At 53.6% G+C, this 15,309-nt stretch carries 16 protein-coding genes; 5 read left to right on the top strand and 11 right to left on the bottom strand.

The features are described from left to right. Window positions 1-229 (bottom strand): hypothetical protein (locus tag G3N97_RS27855; protein WP_205996229.1); only part of this gene is annotated, 229 nt, incomplete at its 3' end. A 180-nt stretch (window positions 230-409) separates the two neighbouring features. Between G3N97_RS27855 and dgt the strand changes: the two genes are divergently transcribed. Both dgt and G3N97_RS27845 read left to right on the top strand, forming a co-directional pair. Further along, window positions 410-1,873 carry a dGTPase gene (gene dgt, locus G3N97_RS27850; protein WP_205996228.1) on the top strand — a complete coding sequence of 488 codons (1,464 nt, stop codon included), beginning with the start codon at window positions 410-412 and terminating at the stop codon, window positions 1,871-1,873. A gap of 123 nt (window positions 1,874-1,996) precedes the next feature. Continuing rightward, the gene (locus G3N97_RS27845) at window positions 1,997-2,449 is read left to right on the top strand and encodes a hypothetical protein (RefSeq protein WP_205996227.1); all 453 of its coding nucleotides are present in this window, start codon (window positions 1,997-1,999) and stop codon (window positions 2,447-2,449) included. 340 nt (window positions 2,450-2,789) lie between these two features. Here the strand turns inward: G3N97_RS27845 and G3N97_RS27840 are convergent, their stop codons facing one another. The 3 genes from G3N97_RS27840 to G3N97_RS27830 all read right to left on the bottom strand — a co-directional run bounded on the left by G3N97_RS27840 (window position 2,790) and on the right by G3N97_RS27830 (window position 4,630). Continuing rightward, window positions 2,790-3,032: a hypothetical protein gene (locus G3N97_RS27840; protein ID WP_205996226.1), complete on the bottom strand. Its 243-nt coding sequence runs from the start codon at window positions 3,030-3,032 to the stop codon at window positions 2,790-2,792. Then, entirely contained in the window at window positions 3,032-3,598 is a 567-nt protein-coding gene (locus G3N97_RS27835; protein ID WP_205996225.1) for a tyrosine-type recombinase/integrase, read from the bottom strand. Before G3N97_RS27835 ends, G3N97_RS27840 begins: the two co-directional genes overlap by 1 nt. A gap of 528 nt (window positions 3,599-4,126) precedes the next feature. Beyond that, a complete protein-coding gene (locus G3N97_RS27830) occupies window positions 4,127-4,630 on the bottom strand; it encodes a hypothetical protein (protein ID WP_205996224.1) in 504 nt (167 codons plus the stop codon). A gap of 113 nt (window positions 4,631-4,743) precedes the next feature. Between G3N97_RS27830 and G3N97_RS27825 the strand changes: the two genes are divergently transcribed. After that, window positions 4,744-5,190 (top strand): DUF6641 family protein, encoded by a 447-nt coding sequence (locus tag G3N97_RS27825; protein ID WP_080323489.1) that lies wholly within the window; start codon window positions 4,744-4,746, stop codon window positions 5,188-5,190. A gap of 239 nt (window positions 5,191-5,429) precedes the next feature. On the opposite strand, the gene G3N97_RS27820 is transcribed toward G3N97_RS27825, so the two are convergent. The 3 genes from G3N97_RS27820 to G3N97_RS27810 form a co-directional block, all read right to left on the bottom strand. Continuing rightward, on the bottom strand, window positions 5,430-5,882 hold the full coding sequence (locus tag G3N97_RS27820; RefSeq protein ID WP_205996223.1) for a helix-turn-helix domain-containing protein: 453 nt from the start codon (window positions 5,880-5,882) through the stop codon (window positions 5,430-5,432). Between the two features lie 302 nt (window positions 5,883-6,184). After that, on the bottom strand, window positions 6,185-7,069 hold the full coding sequence (locus G3N97_RS27815) for a plasmid partitioning protein RepB C-terminal domain-containing protein (RefSeq protein WP_080323491.1): 885 nt from the start codon (window positions 7,067-7,069) through the stop codon (window positions 6,185-6,187). Beyond that, window positions 7,066-7,914, bottom strand: coding sequence for a plasmid partitioning protein RepB C-terminal domain-containing protein (locus G3N97_RS27810; protein WP_241030866.1), 849 nt, complete (start codon window positions 7,912-7,914; stop codon window positions 7,066-7,068). Before G3N97_RS27810 ends, G3N97_RS27815 begins: the two co-directional genes overlap by 4 nt. Window positions 7,915-7,978: 64 nt before the next feature. Between G3N97_RS27810 and G3N97_RS27805 the strand changes: the two genes are divergently transcribed. Then, a protein-coding gene (locus G3N97_RS27805) for an IS3 family transposase (RefSeq protein ID WP_205996221.1) occupies window positions 7,979-9,189 on the top strand; the annotation gives its coding sequence in 2 pieces (ribosomal slippage) (window positions 7,979-8,294 and window positions 8,294-9,189; 1,212 coding nt in all). A 116-nt stretch (window positions 9,190-9,305) separates the two neighbouring features. Here G3N97_RS27805 and G3N97_RS27800 read toward each other — a convergent pair. Continuing rightward, the gene (locus G3N97_RS27800) at window positions 9,306-10,871 is read right to left on the bottom strand and encodes a recombinase family protein (RefSeq protein WP_205996220.1); all 1,566 of its coding nucleotides are present in this window, start codon (window positions 10,869-10,871) and stop codon (window positions 9,306-9,308) included. A 1,894-nt stretch (window positions 10,872-12,765) separates the two neighbouring features. On the opposite strand from G3N97_RS27800, the gene G3N97_RS27795 reads away from it, so the two are divergent. Continuing rightward, a complete protein-coding gene (locus G3N97_RS27795; RefSeq protein ID WP_205996230.1) occupies window positions 12,766-12,951 on the top strand; it encodes a hypothetical protein in 186 nt (61 codons plus the stop codon). 143 nt (window positions 12,952-13,094) lie between these two features. Here G3N97_RS27795 and G3N97_RS27790 read toward each other — a convergent pair whose 3' ends face one another. The 3 genes from G3N97_RS27790 to G3N97_RS27780 form a co-directional block, all read right to left on the bottom strand. After that, window positions 13,095-14,081, bottom strand: coding sequence for a site-specific integrase (locus G3N97_RS27790; RefSeq protein WP_205996219.1), 987 nt, complete (start codon window positions 14,079-14,081; stop codon window positions 13,095-13,097). 216 nt (window positions 14,082-14,297) lie between these two features. Next, the gene (coaD, locus tag G3N97_RS27785; RefSeq protein ID WP_205996218.1) at window positions 14,298-14,801 is read right to left on the bottom strand and encodes a pantetheine-phosphate adenylyltransferase; all 504 of its coding nucleotides are present in this window, start codon (window positions 14,799-14,801) and stop codon (window positions 14,298-14,300) included. A gap of 141 nt (window positions 14,802-14,942) precedes the next feature. Continuing rightward, window positions 14,943-15,309, bottom strand: a 367-nt coding sequence (locus G3N97_RS27780) for an RsmD family RNA methyltransferase (RefSeq protein ID WP_205996217.1), incomplete at its 5' end; no start/stop codon positions are given.

Here is a 15,309-nt window from a genome sequence, read left to right as displayed (position 1 = left end):
ACGCCCGCTTGAGGGCATCGGGGCATACCCCCGGCGTCAGTTTCGGCACCGGCAGCTTCGACAAACCAGGCCGACTGGCCAAAACACCATCGCAGCGACGCTGCGAAACGAGTTTTTCAACAGAATCGGCCATGAAGGGATGGTCGGGAATCGCAGCTGGATCGTCAACAATCGGCAGAGGAGTCGGGCTGTTCGGCGAAAAATGAACGCGTTGGTTGGGATGGAGCAAAATTAGCCCACTCCCGCGGTCCACAACGCCTACATAGGTTTTAGTGGATAGCGAGCAGATTTTGGGATTAGCTGCGCAGCACCAATTGCGGTAGGATCAATCGCACTACGTGCGATACGCAGATCGAGAGTGCATGCATTCAACGCGGGCGCTTCTTCAACTCAAACCCCAAACTCTTTCATGAGCAAGAATTCCAACATTCTCAAGACCGTTAGGCTGCGCGAAAGCGCAGTACCGGGGCGTTCGATTGTCACGGAGTCGGAGAGCGACCGTGGAAGGATTCTTTTTTGTCCTGCGTTCCGTCGACTCCAGCAAAAGGCGCAGGTTTTTTCGATGGAGCCAAACGCCGCCGTTAGAAGTCGATTGACGCACTCGTTAGAGGTCGCCCAGCTCGGACGCTTCATTGCCGATGAAATCAGCGATCGGCTACGTAACGAATTGCAGCCGTTAGAACGCACGGCGTTCGTGAACTTCGTCGAGGCGGCGTGTCTCCTGCACGACATCGGCAATCCCCCTTTTGGGCACTTCGGCGAGGCCGCAATTCAAAAGTGGTTTTCGGAAAACGGCCAAGCAAGTCTCAAAAAGTCTGTTGAGCGATCCCCCAACGAGTTGGGCTCGGGTGACGAACGACTGAAGCGGGCTCTTTCTGATTTCACTGAATTCGATGGTAATCCGCAGGGGTTACGTATAGTCACGCGCCTGCAATGGAACACTGACGAATTCGGGCTTAATTTAACTAAGACAACGCTAGCATCGTTCCTTAAATATATCCGGCGTGCGGGCGATGAGGCCTCTGGCAATTTTACGAAGAAAGCTGGATATTTCACAACAGAGGACTCGGTCGTCCAGTCGATTTGGAGCGAGTTCGGCTACACCAAGCCGCAACGGTTTCCGCTCGCATATGTCATGGAGGCTGCAGACGACATCGCTTACTGTATCAGCGACCTCGAAGACTCAATCGAGAAAGGCGTTGTAAGCGAATCCGCTGCCCTGGAAGAAATCAGAAAGAAATTCGATCTGTGCAAAATTTCCGAAAAAGACACCGCCCATTCGGAAATAAAAGAAGCGCTTGCGGCATTGATTTCTAGGTGCGATGCAAAGGGCAAAGAGTTTACCTATACGAGTTTTCGAACTACGTTGAATCGGGCCATAGTTAAATATGTAGCCGATCGCTACGTTGAGTTCCAGGAAGACGTGTACGCTGGCACATTGGATTCGCTATTGCCGCACTCGTCTGCTGCTGGCGCTATCCTTGAGACGCTTAAAGAGTATTGCCGTGAGCATGTATATTGCCACGAATCGATCCAGAGAACTGAGTTGGCCGGTTTTACAGCAATAAGAGGCCTGCTTGATCACTATGGCCCGCTGTTATCTTTATCACGCGACGCCTTTTCTGCTGCGTTAAAAAACGAACGGAAAGATTCCGCAGGAAATTCCATCTTAATTGAGTCTAAATTACTTAGCCTTTTCCCCGACCGATATATCAAGGTTTACAAACAATACGTCGGCAATCTTTCGGCTAACGATAAAGCTAGATTCTTGGAATGGAATGCGAGAGCTCATCTCGTCGTCGACTTTGTCTCAGGCATGACGGACGACTTTGCGATGACAACTTACAGAACTCTTTCAGGCATGCGGCTTTAATTAATGATTCACAAATCACATCCTTATTGGCACGTCAGGTCGATTGTCCAGCATCGACCTGACATAGTTTCGCTTTGTTTCAGCTACTACAGCTATCGCCCCCAAACCGTCGAGGACAATCGAATGGTTTGGAATGTTTCACGGAAGACATTTCTCGATGTAGATGAAGTCGCAGCGATGATTGCCAACGTTCCGTTGAAGCATGAGCTCGCCTTTCATTCTAATGTGCAACTGGACAATGGCGAAATTCGACACATCGTTATGGTGGATATGTCAACCTCGTCCAAAGCGCACTTGGCTAAGCTTCGCAATTTTCTAGGCGACAATTTTTTTCAGCGAATTGCTTGGTACTCGAGCGGACGTTCTTTTCACGGTTACGGCGAAGACCTCTTGTCTATTGCCGATTGGGTCGGATTCATGGGGTTACTGCTTTTAGTCAATCAGCCCAGACTCGAACCGACAGTTGATCCTCGCTGGATCGGTCATCGTCTATTAGCGGGCTTCTCCGCGCTTAGATGGACGAAAAATACGGCACACTATTTGTTGCCTCCGACACTGATAGACAGTAACCGCTGAAACTCCGTGAGGTGTACTCTGTATCATGAAATTCTCATGAAGTGTTGAACGGCCGCTTCCGAAAGATGGGAACGACAGATCTGGGTCGAAGTCGGCCGGATGCTACAAGCTGAGTCCGAGACAGCTGCTTACATCCCTTTTTACCGCACTGACTTCATCGTGCCGTGACTTCCGCAACGCAGGCATCCGTCACTATGGCTCCAGTTGTGATTCGTGCAGCGATGATCTCGGCACCCGACCGCTCCGCACTTGGTACAACGGTAGACGGTCCCACTGTGTTGACCTGCTTGATTGGGGATACGACCGGGACAGATTGCCATGTGTTTTTCTCCTTCGCTGATTAGATGCCGGCTACTCGGAACAGGTCCGCCTTGTCCGACGGCGCAAACCGGGCAATGCCGATACGCCGATTGAATAGCTGGACTGCTTTCTCGAAATACTGCCGATCGGTCAGCCGATGCATGTCCTGTCCGAGCGACCATCCGGTGCCGAGTACGTGCGTCAGGTCGGGCCTGTTCTCGCGCCTAAACGCGAGCGCAAACCGGCGACGTGCTTCTATCTGAGCAGGATTCGCACGGCTCATCAGACTAGATCCACGGCCTTTCGCTGCATGTCGTCATTGACGTCGATATATCGCTGCGTAGTCGAAATGTCTCGATGACCTGCGAGCGACATCAACACGCGGACGCCGACGCCTTTGCTCGCGAGATTCGTTATGAACGAACGTCGGCCGGAATGGCTGCTCGCGCCGTGGATACCCGCTTCCTTATAGAGCCAGTGGAAATACTGACAGAGCGTGTTGGCCGTGAACCCCGCCCGCTTCTGCGTATAAAACAACGGGCCGTCAAGCTTCGGGTTCTTCAAGCTCGCAACATACGCGGCCAACTCGCGCCGCAATTTCTGCCCGAGGAAAACCGTGCGCGCGTGCCGGCCCTTGGTCTGCTCTGGCGCAAGTCGAATTTCTGACTTGATCGAACCATCTGTATCAAGCACATCGCCCACAAGCAATGCAGCGACTTCGCCGACACGCATGCCAGCCCAGTGCGTCAGCAGCACCATCGCTCGATTACGCAACGCATGTCGCCGCAGCGACACATAGGTCAGTACCTGCTTGAGTTCCTTTTCCGTAAATGTCTTGGCCTGCTTCATTTCGCCCCCGAACAAACAAAATCCATGTCCAGAGGATGTATTCTTTAGTTATACGGATCAACAAAGGAATGACATCGCGCAGATGTCAGAGGAAACAAGCGCTTACGCAATAACAAAAGGTTTTAGCAAAAACCTTTGATTTCGACCTGCTGTTGATATGGGTGGTGGTTAAACCAACAAGTGACGTAGCGCTACCGCTGAAATTGTCGATTGCCCGGACAACGTTCTTGCAAGTAATGCCGTCGAAGTGGAAGTAGAGGTAAAGGAAGAGAGGAACGGATGTGATATGTACCTGGCTATTTCCTATCGCATGTTCTATCCGTTCCTTGTTCGTCGTATTGCTCACATGCAGATGTCTGTAACTTCTTCGTGTCGTTCTTCATGGGATCTATCGGAGGAGTTATTCATCGGAATCTATAACCGTAGTAAATCATTAAAGAGTTTCGTATGCAGAGACTCTTCGCAATGAAAGCTGCGAAGGGCACTTAGGCCAACGACACAGCTAGGCAACAGAGCAAATAAGCTGCTTTATTGCTTACGTGGATGGACGTTGTCGTAGTCCACGTTGTCGGAGTCACCCTTTCCGACTTCCTTCGTGATGTAGTCGATCCAGCCGTCGCCGTACATCGGTTGCACGTCAATCTGGACATTGCCAAATCCGGTTTGCAGCCAAGCTGTGCGTATTGCAGCCGTGATCAAGGCGTCGTCGGCACCCTCACGAAAGTTACCCATCATGCAGTGGTAGTGAAGCCCCTTGTCAGTTGCAATGCCTTCGATAACCGGCACTACATGAACGGTTTTCCCGTATCGCTTCGCCGCATGTCCGTACACGATCGCGTTCAGACGCTTCATGAAGTGCGCAAAGTTGGCACTGGCCTCGATTTCCGTCAGACGATGAATCGTCTGCCCTTTGTCGGTCATGACCGTACGTGACTGCTTCATCGTGAGCGTTACCGCGTGGGTAAAATTCGGTGCGAGCCGGGTCATCCAATTACGTGTTTCTGCCTGAACTTGTTTTTGTTCGTTTGTCATAGCTGTATTTATTACAGCCAATGCAAAGCAGCCTATATAACTCGGAATTTCTGTTGATTTCACCAGTGGCTGAATACATCCTCCTTTGTATCGAAACGACATAGGAGGAATACATGAGCGCAATCGCAAATCTGAAGATCGTCGCCGCGAAACGGCCCGGTGCACTGCCGCAGATCGTACAGCGTCGTAACCGGCTGATCGCGCAAATCTGGGAGCAAACGGAACTGGCGAAGGCTCAACAGGCCGGAACGTCGTTTACACCGACGAAATTCCGTTCAGTGAAGGATGCCGAATCCGGCGAACGCCGCAACGTGGAGGTACAGAAGCGCGTCCGTGCTTGGTGGTGGACTGCTGAGAACGGCCGCGTCCACATGCACGTGAAGTACGGCGCAAAAACGCTGGAGCTAGCGAAGGGCAAGACGGGCATCGAAATCGGCATTCTGGATGATCTGATTCCGACGCTCGACACGCTCAAGGCGGCAGTTGCTGCTGGTGAACTCGATGCTCAGATCGAGGCCGCCAGTGGTCAGATGCGGAGTGGGTTCGTTGGTAAGAAGTGACGTATGGGCAGGTCCGAACTTCGGACCTGCCATCGAGCGGCAGGACGGTGCGTCGCAATGGTGCTACTCCTCGGCATGAAGCCGTGCATAGACGGCACCTGCCGGCCATAAGCCGTCGCTTATCTTGCCGTTGATCAGGCAATTGCGCGACGGCTCTGTTTCGCATATCGGGCAGCAGACTAAGGTGGCTCAATTAGTCACTTTGAGTAGCGCAAACGAATTTATGTGCTTCATCGGACTTATGTCTGATTAGTTCTTTTCCGCAGATTTCGACGGATCATCCATAAAAAACACTGCCGAAAACCATAATCACGAATCAAACGATCGACATGAGACGAAGAATAACGAATGCAAAACTCCCGCTCAATGAAGTAACGGATTAACTCATTCGTCCAGTGATCTCCGACCAGCCCCTGAGATTTAGGTGCTTCTTTTACCGCATTGGAAATTATTACCAAGGCCTCGGGGGGCAGCTGGCAACGACGTCCAACATCTCCAAGTGCAAGGAGCGCCCCGACGCCGCCACTTATAAATGCAGCCTGATAGCGTCGCGCAGTAGCTGGGCTCAACCCAAGTTCCAGCGAAACCTGCTTGATACTGATTCCAGATGCAAGCATCTGTGCGGCATGCGCGCGCCGATCCGACCACGGTGGACAGCAAACTGGGTTATTGTTTACCAAGATCATCCCCATCCGTCTTTCGCCTTTTCTAATAATCGTCCAAGCAGCGCAAAGACGCAACCCGGATCATTCATGTACGCCTCTTAAGCACTTGATGAGACGTCTCAAGCGAAATCAGAACAGGTCTTACTACGTACGCGAAGAGGATGTACACAATCACAAGAACGATACATGATTCCATGTACGGTTACGAGGCACTTTCAGATGAATAAATTTATTATTATTTTTTCTGATTAACATGAGATGAAATCAATGTCCGTATCTGGTCGCTCCATAAGCGTCGTATAAAATAAATGTGATTTTTTAGAAAAATTTTACGACTGTTCAAGCGAAACTATTTCGACGATAGCTTCGATCTCCCGAAGAAGATCCGGATAGTGCCCGGTCAGGTAATCCAGAACTGCGTCATTTGCTAAAAGTTTTCCCAGATATCCTCGCGCCAAAACCAGATTCAGTACATCTTGCCCATATGTCTGCTCAGCAAGTTTGTACTGACCCTGCAGATTTGACATCTCCTTCTCCATTCTGGCGATCTGTTCCTGCGTCATACCCTTTACTCTCGAAGGCTTCTTTCCTTCCACAAGTTCGTTTGCCGATGTAGCCACGAGTAAAGCGTTTGCATATGAAGCGGTAACGCAATTCGCAGCAAGCATTAGCTCCACACACTCCACCTGACGGGTGGACTTCATCTTTCTCAGTGCTTTCGTGAGAGCCAGAGAGAATCGTTGATCTTTCAACATGTTGATTGCCTCCTGACAAACTCCGTCGAGTAACGTCACGCGTGCGACAAGATGCTTCGCTTCCATTCCGAGCGCTTTAGCAAGACGCGGCGCAGGCACACCCCTTTCAATCGCCCGTCGAATCATGTAATGCTCCTGCACCGTAGCGAGTCGGTTCAATTGATTGTTGTAGGTATATGCTTCGTCATCCGTTGCGACCAGACAGGGAGCATCAACCCTCCCTAGTTCACGCAGCGCGAGCAGTCTGAGGTGTCCGTCAAGCAACGGGTATTTTCGGGTGGCCGGATCGCAGGCAGTGATTGACAGGGGCTCAATAAGCCCGACTTCGGAGATCGACGATGTTATCTGCCTGAATTTTCTCGTCTGTGAAACGCTTGCCGCGAATCTGCGCGTCGGAAGAATGTCGTCCAATGGCACAACCACAGGTTCTGGCACGAACCCAAGTGTCACCGCCGTCATACGTGGCTCCCATTCGACCACACCCGCTCCGCAAGATATTTTGGCATGCTCGTTAGAGACTCGGCGCGAAGTAAATTTACGAAATTTTCGTCGCTCAACAGTTGCCGCAAGGCTTCAACTACCAAAAGTAACTTCTGCTGGGAAAACTCCGCTTTACGCACGAGCGCGGTCTGTCGCTTAACCTCGTCCTGGTAAGTGCGCACCAATGTCGTCGTTGAAACCCCGCTATGTTTTGTTGTACTCGTCCGGCCCGCCGTCCTGCCATGACGTTGCCGCTTTTCGATTACGCGCCTCGCCAACGCCAGTTGACGGCCTCGAAGCGCGCCTGATTCGTACGCTCCCTGAAGGGCGGCCTGCACAGCCTTATCATCGTCGCCTGCCCCTGCAATGGTCACAGCGACATTGATAGGAATAGCTCCCGTCTCGACCGCGATCAGTAACCGCTCCTCACCTAATCGCAACAGATTGCAAATTGACTGGGTGTAGTAGTAGTTCAAGCCCGTTTTTTCGGAAATCGCCCTCATTGTGTAGCCCTTTTCCATCAACTGCCGAATGCCGGAGAGTAACTCCAACGGGTGGTGTTGCCGACGAGCAATATTTTCTGCGAGGCTCATGATGAACGCGTCCTCGTCGGTGACCTCGACAACGAGGGCTGGTATCTCTTGCTCACCCAGCGCCTGATAGGCTTTGAGGCGGCCTTCGCCACAGATAAGCAGGAACTTGGCCTCTCCATCGGGCTGCGGTCTGGGTGTTACGCAGATAGGTTTTTTGAGGCCGATAGACTTTATGTTCTTGACGATCCCCTCGAAGACACGTGGAGCGGCCCCCTGAATTTCCGGACACAGTCTCCCGCTTAAACTAACGGGTAGGCATAGGACTGTGTTTTTGACTAACACCAGGCAGGAAGTGATGGATGTGTTGACGGGCCCGGAGCGTCGGCGGCGCTGGACGGCGGAACAAAAACTGGCGATGGTGCGAGAGAGCTTCGAGCCGGGGAAATCGGTTTCGATGGTCGCGCGCCATCATGGCGTGAACCCGAACCAACTGTTCCACTGGCGCAAGCTGTACCAGGACGGGAGCCTGTCAGCGGTCAAGGCTGGCGAAGAAGTCGTCGCGGCATCGGAATTGGCTGATGCGCTCAAGCAGATTCGCGAACTGCAACGGATGCTCGGCAAAAAGACGATGGAGAACGAGATTCTCCGCGAAGCAGTCGAGTATGGCCGCGCAAAAAAATGGATAGCGCACTCGCCCTTGCTGCCGGAGGACGACCAGTGAAACTGGTCTGCGAAGTTCTCGGCGTGTCGCGCTCGAACGTATCGGCACGACTGTCTCGTCCGGCTACATGGCGGGATGGCCGTCAATCGAAGCAGACCGACGATGCGAGCGTGGTCGAGGAAATCCGCCGCGTCGTCGACAATTTGCCCAGCTATGGCTATCGCCGGGTTTGGGGCACGTTGCGCAACGAACGCGTCGCGCTTGGGCTGGTGCCGCTCAATGCAAAGCGCGTCTATCGCGTCATGCGCACGCATGGGCTGCTGATGCAGCGCCGACCGGTTCCGCCTCGGCCGCAACGGCGGCACGACGGCAAGGTGGCCGTAGGACGCAGCAATCAGCGATGGTGTTCCGATGGATTCGAGTTTCGCTGTGACAACGGCGAGCCGCTGCGTGTGACGTTCGCGCTGGACTGCTGCGACCGCGAGGCGATGAGCTGGGCGGCCACGACGGCAGGTCACAGCGGCGACATCGTGCGCGACGTGATGCTGGCTGCGGTGGAAAATCGCTTCGGCAATGCGTTGCATACACCATCCGAAATCGAGTGGTTGAGCGACAACGGCTCAGGCTATACGGCCGACGACACGCGCCGATTTGCGAGAGACATCGGGCTGAAGCCATTGACCACTCCGGTTTGCAGCCCGCAAAGTAACGGTATGGCCGAGAGCTTCGTAAAGACGATGAAGCGCGATTACGTCGCCTTCATGCCGAAGCCGGACGCGGCGACTGCTGCACGCAATCTGGCCATCGCGTTCGAGCATTACAACGAGAAGCATCCCCATAGCGCGCTGCAATACCGCTCGCCTCGCGAGTTTCGGCGCTCGATGGATTCAGCAACCTTAGTGTGAAGCTGTGTCCGGGGTTACAGGGTCAACTCCAACACGGCTGCCGCGCTCCCGAGGATTCAGGATGTCGATCTGATCCAACCGGATCATCCTGATTTCACCGATACCATTTGGTGTACTCATGCAGCCCTCCGAAGACGAGCGCGCTCTGCCATGGTGTACAGATATTCAAGTGTCTCGAATCTGTAGCTTTCAAATTCAACCGGATTACAGTCGCCGAGACGAATTCCAGGATGAGAAAAATCAAGACGTGGAAGCAGGTAGTAGTCCAGCGGCGCATCATTTTTCTCGTTCAAGCGAACCGCAACTGTAATGTCGGGGAGAAGGCTCTGATCAAAGCGAACCTTCCATCTGTTCTGTCCGCTAGCGGTTACCTGGCACCGGGAGAGAACGAGCGATACAGAAAACTCCTCATTGACGCGCAGCATGTCAGTGGCTAGGTCGCGGGAGACTTCTCCACCAACTTCGCTTATTTTCGATTCAGTTTCCTGAACGATTTCGGGATGAAGTCGTCTGAGAAAGCGATTTATCTCAAGATACTGGTAGTCTCTATCCGGCGTAAAGCCAACAGCCTGGTAGGCGCGGATCAGGCTTCCAAACCGATACGCGTACACAGACGATGAAGGCATGCCATCTGCCTCGTCAATGACAAATCCCGACAAGAAGCCTTTTGCTCTGTACAAGGCACGCAGGCGTTCAATCAGGTCGTGATCCGTGTATCGGCGAGCGCGAGCCCGGAGAATGCCTTGTGCGGTATAAAACACTTCACGTTCAACTACGGGCGGAAATGCACCATCCTTACGGATCCACATCTCGGTGGGGTTTGTGACCCGCCGGACTTTGAGTTTGAATGAGGTGCGGTTGTAGACGTTGTTTCCAATGTATTTTTCATTAGTAAGAACCTCGTGGATCGTACATCGGCTCCATTCGCGGTTCAGGTCAGTTTTGATATTCATCGCGTTCAAGCGACTTGCAATCTCCTGCTCATTAAGTGACTCGTCAACAAACCATCTGTAGATCAGGTTCACCATACGGATCTCGTCCTCAGGTCCCGGAATCAAGACGACACGATCAGTCTGGAGACTTTTATGCTCTCCACGTGCAAGTTCCGCCTTCATCAGCCCGTCAAGGCCGACAAGAATTCGCCGCAACCCATAGCCTGCGGGACCGCCCTGGCGATACCCTAATTCGATCAGACGGCATTGACCTGCAAACACCTTTGCCGAAAGTTCACGACTGTATTCGCCAGCCATAGCGCGCTTCACACCTTTTACGATGGTCGACACGGGCGACCCGTCGTTCTCAAACTGCTCCGCGCAATAAACAACCTGGATTCCAGCACGTCGGCACACATACTCGTAATATGCACTTTCGTCCGCATCCTGAAATCGTCCCCATCGACTCACGTCATATACCAAAATGACCTGAAAATCAGCACTACCGTGCTCGACATCGTGTATCAAACGCTGGAGTGCTGCCCGACCGTCGATGCGTAAACCACTTTTTCCCTCATCGGCGTAGGTTTGCACAATTCGTAACCCATGCTTCGCCGCGTATTCGCGAATTTTGTCCTGCTGGTTGCTAGTCGAGTATTGCTGATGCTCCGTCGACATCCGCACGTATTCCACCGCTCGGACATCATCTTCGCTAGGCTCGACCAGTTGAGGAGCGATTTCAACCGACATAGGACCCTCTCCGAAGCAGTATGTAAGCCAAGATACCTGGATACTGTTTGTTGGGTTTATCTCCGCTGGCTGCCCTGAATCTCGAGTGAGTTATTGCTACTCCACAACGGGATTTCTCAGACTAAACAATAGCAGTGACCAAAGGCGCCACTCACATGTCCTATGTTTGCAATTTCGCTTTGGATGACGAAGTGCCTGCGAGCACAGTCAACTGAACAATCCACACGTCCATTTTTTCCTTATTGTTTTTCTCCATGCATGCGAGAATATAAATGCCGCTTGTAGGTCTGAATCTGGCATCTGACACGTCCATTTTTGCAATTTTTCTTTGTGCGTGGTTTCGAAGACGCTGTAGATCACGGTTACGATCCGTATATACTGAATGCGTGCGACGGTAATCACGCCAGTATTCTGGATTAGACTGACGCCAGTGAGTCTGCGCTCGATACTGATTTTCTCGGTAATCAGGATCCGACCTCATCTTTTGACGCTGCCAAGCCGACTTTCGTACTCGCTGACAGGCTGCATTCGAGCAATATTGCTGGGTGGGATTCTGGTTACGCGGTTCGAAGGTACAACCGCACGCCACGCATTTACGCCTTCCGTTCATCTGCCTGCCTCATTTGTCGGGTGATGGCACTGCGCACCTCTGGTAAGGTGTTACATCATCATCTTTTGCGGTGCGATATTTTAGCCACGTGCCTTGATCGTTTTCTTCGATGTGTGAATCTGGACGTTGGAAAACATGAATTGGAAGAGGGCTGGCTATTTGTCTTCTAGTTGGTTATCCGATGTATCTGGCGTATTGGCGTCGGCTAGTTTGCGCCTTGAGGTCAGCCAGTCCAGATTCCGCAACGGTGCCTTTTTGTTAACCCTGCGATTGATAAAAGCTTTCTGCATGTGAGATGCCACAGCCGCGACTGAAGGAGATTGCTACAGGATTAGCGTCGGATCGATTGCAACCCGGTCGCGCGAGCTCAGAACGCAACGCGGATTTTCGTCTGGTTTCCCGTCCTGATTTTTCCCAGCGCAAGATGCGCGCGAGATACACATATTCCACAACATCGACGAATGCTGAAATGCGTGCTAACGTCATTAATGGTTGCCGAGACTGTCGAGCAACCTTCGCCGTAGCCAGCGGCGACGCGAACCGCGTTGAAACGGCCGTCACCCCCAAGGACGGCCGTCTTTTCCTTGGTACGACAGCCCTCAGTCTCTGCGTTTCTCGACGTGTCTGGCACAGATTGTGTGAATTCGCTGCACTATTGGTGAGCGGTAATCCAGAAACCAGCCTGCCTTGAGATTGAATAGGCGATGCAAGTCCGCATCGCCTCGGGGAAAGGAATGGGCGCTTTCCTGCCGAGCGATACACCGAGAAATTTCGACAAGCCTTGCGCGCTCCATCCAGTCGCAGGTGGCACCGTTAGAACTGAGCCACATCATTGAAGACTCAATCAGATGGTCGGTACGTAGCCATGTTCCTTCGCGCGCGAACGCAAAAAGTTGCCCTACTACAAGAAAGCAGAGCAGTTCCGCACGGGCTTCGTCGTCGAGAGATTTCATTGATTGAGTCAGCGCATAGGTTGATATGCGTGACAGGTGAGTCATGCCGAGCGACGGCGGCGTAAACTATGGCCCCCCCGTGAACTTCGTCGAGCAGCCAAGACGCTTAAGACAGTGCTTTTCCCACATTCCGACGAACAATGATATACCCACGTGCGTCACGAGCTCTTCCCCGGCGAGAGCATCACTCGATATTGCTTCGCCTCAGGATACGCGGATACTACTAGCTGTTGTGTCTCACGAAGCTTTGAGGGCAGCGACTGTCCGTCATGTCCGATCTCGGTCGCTCTGTATGCATAAATACCCGCATGCAACGATGGAGAGAACCGCAATGAGATACCACGAAATCCTGACCTACGCCAGTCTGCACGAAGTAGCGGACCTTGAACAACAGCGCATCAAAGCGCAGCAGCAAGCCGCCAAGCGTGAGACCGCAGCAGCGAAACGTGCCGACTTGACACACCGAATCCAGAAACTGCAAAAGCAGCTATCCGACCTCAACGCAAAGCCGATCTGACCAGCGTCCGGCCAATTGTCGGTCGAACCGACGTTTGCAAGCAAAACAAGCCCTGTTCGCACGTAATCGAACAGGGCTTCGTCATCAGAGAACTGCGTTTTTCGAGATTTCTCTTGTGTACGGTATACACAAGTTATCAGGGCTTATCCGAGCTTCTTCGCCAGTTCGCTCGCCGACGTGTGGTAGTACCGACTCAGCATCTGAGCGTTGGAATGTCCGGTCACGGATGCAAGCTCGATCACGTTGGGCAGCTTTTTAGCAAGACTCGTCGTTGCCATGTGCCGTAAATCGTGAAAGTGAAAGTTCTCGATTCCGGCACGCTTGCACGCTCGCGGCCACGCACATAAGACAACGTTCTGGCTGATCGGAATAACGCGCTCGTCGATGCGCTCCAACTCATCCAGAATCGCAATCGCGGCACTGCTCAATGGAACATACCGATCCCTACCATTTTTCGTCATCGGCAGATAGGCCGTGCGCTGATCGAAATCGACGTGCCTCCATTCCAGAGACAGCAACTCGCCCTGCCGCATCGCTGTCTCCAGCGCAAGCTTCACGAGCGGGAGCAGCCACCTGCTCCGTAATTCATGGCGCTCCGCATGCAGTTCATGCAGGAGGCGATCAAGCTCGGCAGGCTTCAATATGCGATTCCGCCCAGGCGGCAATCGGGGCTTTTTCACAAGCTTCGTCGGATTGCTTACTGAGAGTCCCCATTCACGTTGCGCATGCGTAATCACGGCGCTCATCGTCGCGAGTTCGCGGCAGACGCACGAGTTGGTAGCCACCTTGAGACGTTGATCACGGTAATCAGCCAGCAGACTAGCCGTCAGATTGCGCATGCTGTACTCGGCGATCTTGTGGCGCAGCATTTTGCCGATCCGATATTCTTCGCTGCGCCTGCTACGCTTGGTCGGCGTGATCGATTCCTTGTAACGCTCCAGCAGTTTGCCGAAGGTTATGTCGGTCGTACCTGCCGGATCAACCCACGTTCCGTCGTCCATCGACGTTTCGACGGAACGTGCCCAGACTTGCCCTTCTGCCTTCGTCGCAAATGATTTGTACTGCGTAGGAAATCCCTTGCGATTAACTTTGACTTGCCAGCGTCCGCTGCGCTGACTGAATGTCGCCATGTTTTTGCCTCTGAGTTGCAGTTGAGTTGCAAAAACATGATTTCGGACAATTGGAAAAGCTGGAAAGCCTCAGCCCAAGGTCAAACCAATGATATGACCCCAATTTTCAATTGATGCACTCGTCGGTAATCATCAGGGCCATACTTCTCTCGCGTTTCCCTTAAAAAACAAGACATTATAGCGCCGCGGCCCCGCGCCTGCCGACCCTCGCGAGGCTCAGGCCTTCGCGGGTGCGCCGCCCAGCGACGCCACCTTGTCCTGGAGGCGCTTTTCGACCGACGGGAACACGAACTTGCTCACATCGCCGCCCAACTGGGCGATTTCGCGCACGATCGTGCCCGAAATGAACTGATACTGATCCGACGGCGTCATGAACATGGTCTCGACGTCGGGCAACAGGTAGCGGTTCATGCCCGCCATCTGAAACTCGTATTCGAAGTCCGAGACCGCGCGCAGGCCGCGCACGATCACGCGCGCGTTGTTGCTGCGCACGAAGTCCTTCAGCAGCCCCTTGAAGCTCATGACCTGCACGTTGGGATAGTGGCCGAGCACCTCGTGCGCAATCTCGAGCCGCTCGTCGAGCGTGAAGAACGGCTTCTTGTTGCGGCTGTCGGCGACACCGACCACCAGCGTGTCGAAAATGCTCGACGCGCGCCGCACGAGATCTTCGTGACCACGCGTGAGCGGATCGAACGTACCGGGGTACACGGCGACTACCATGAGGCTTCTCCTCTCAACAGAAATGGGGCGCAAACCGTTGTGAAAACTTTGGTCAGAACATCGGCCAAAACAGTGTGCGCTCGGGCGTGCTCGGCACGAAAACCGTCCGCCCGTTTTTTATCGAACCTTATCGAACGCGCATTATTCCTCATTTTCGCGCTGCAGCAAATGATAGCGGACGGCCCCCGCCTTGCCCTCGCGCGCGACGCTCCAGCCCGCCAGCGCAGGCTGCGCGCCCGGATCGATGGCTTCGCCGGATTCGACATAGAGCCAGCCGTCGGGCGCGACGAGCGGCGCGGCGAGTTCAAGCGCACGCGCGAGCAGCGCGGCGTCGCCGAACGGCGGATCGAGGAACACGACGTCGAACGAGCCCGGCGGCAGATTCGCGGCGAGGCGCAGCGCGTCGGCTTCCGCGATTTCGATCATGCGGGCGCCAAGGCGCTCCTGATTCGCGCGCAGTTGCGCGGCGGCGCGCGCGCTGCGCTCGACCATCACCACGCGCGCCGCG

It is taken from the genome of Paraburkholderia sp. Ac-20347 (assembly GCF_017104805.1).
GTDB lineage: Bacteria > Pseudomonadota > Gammaproteobacteria > Burkholderiales > Burkholderiaceae > Paraburkholderia > Paraburkholderia tropica.
Note: the sequence above shows the minus strand (reverse complement) of the source record. Positions and strands in the feature narration are given on the sequence as shown.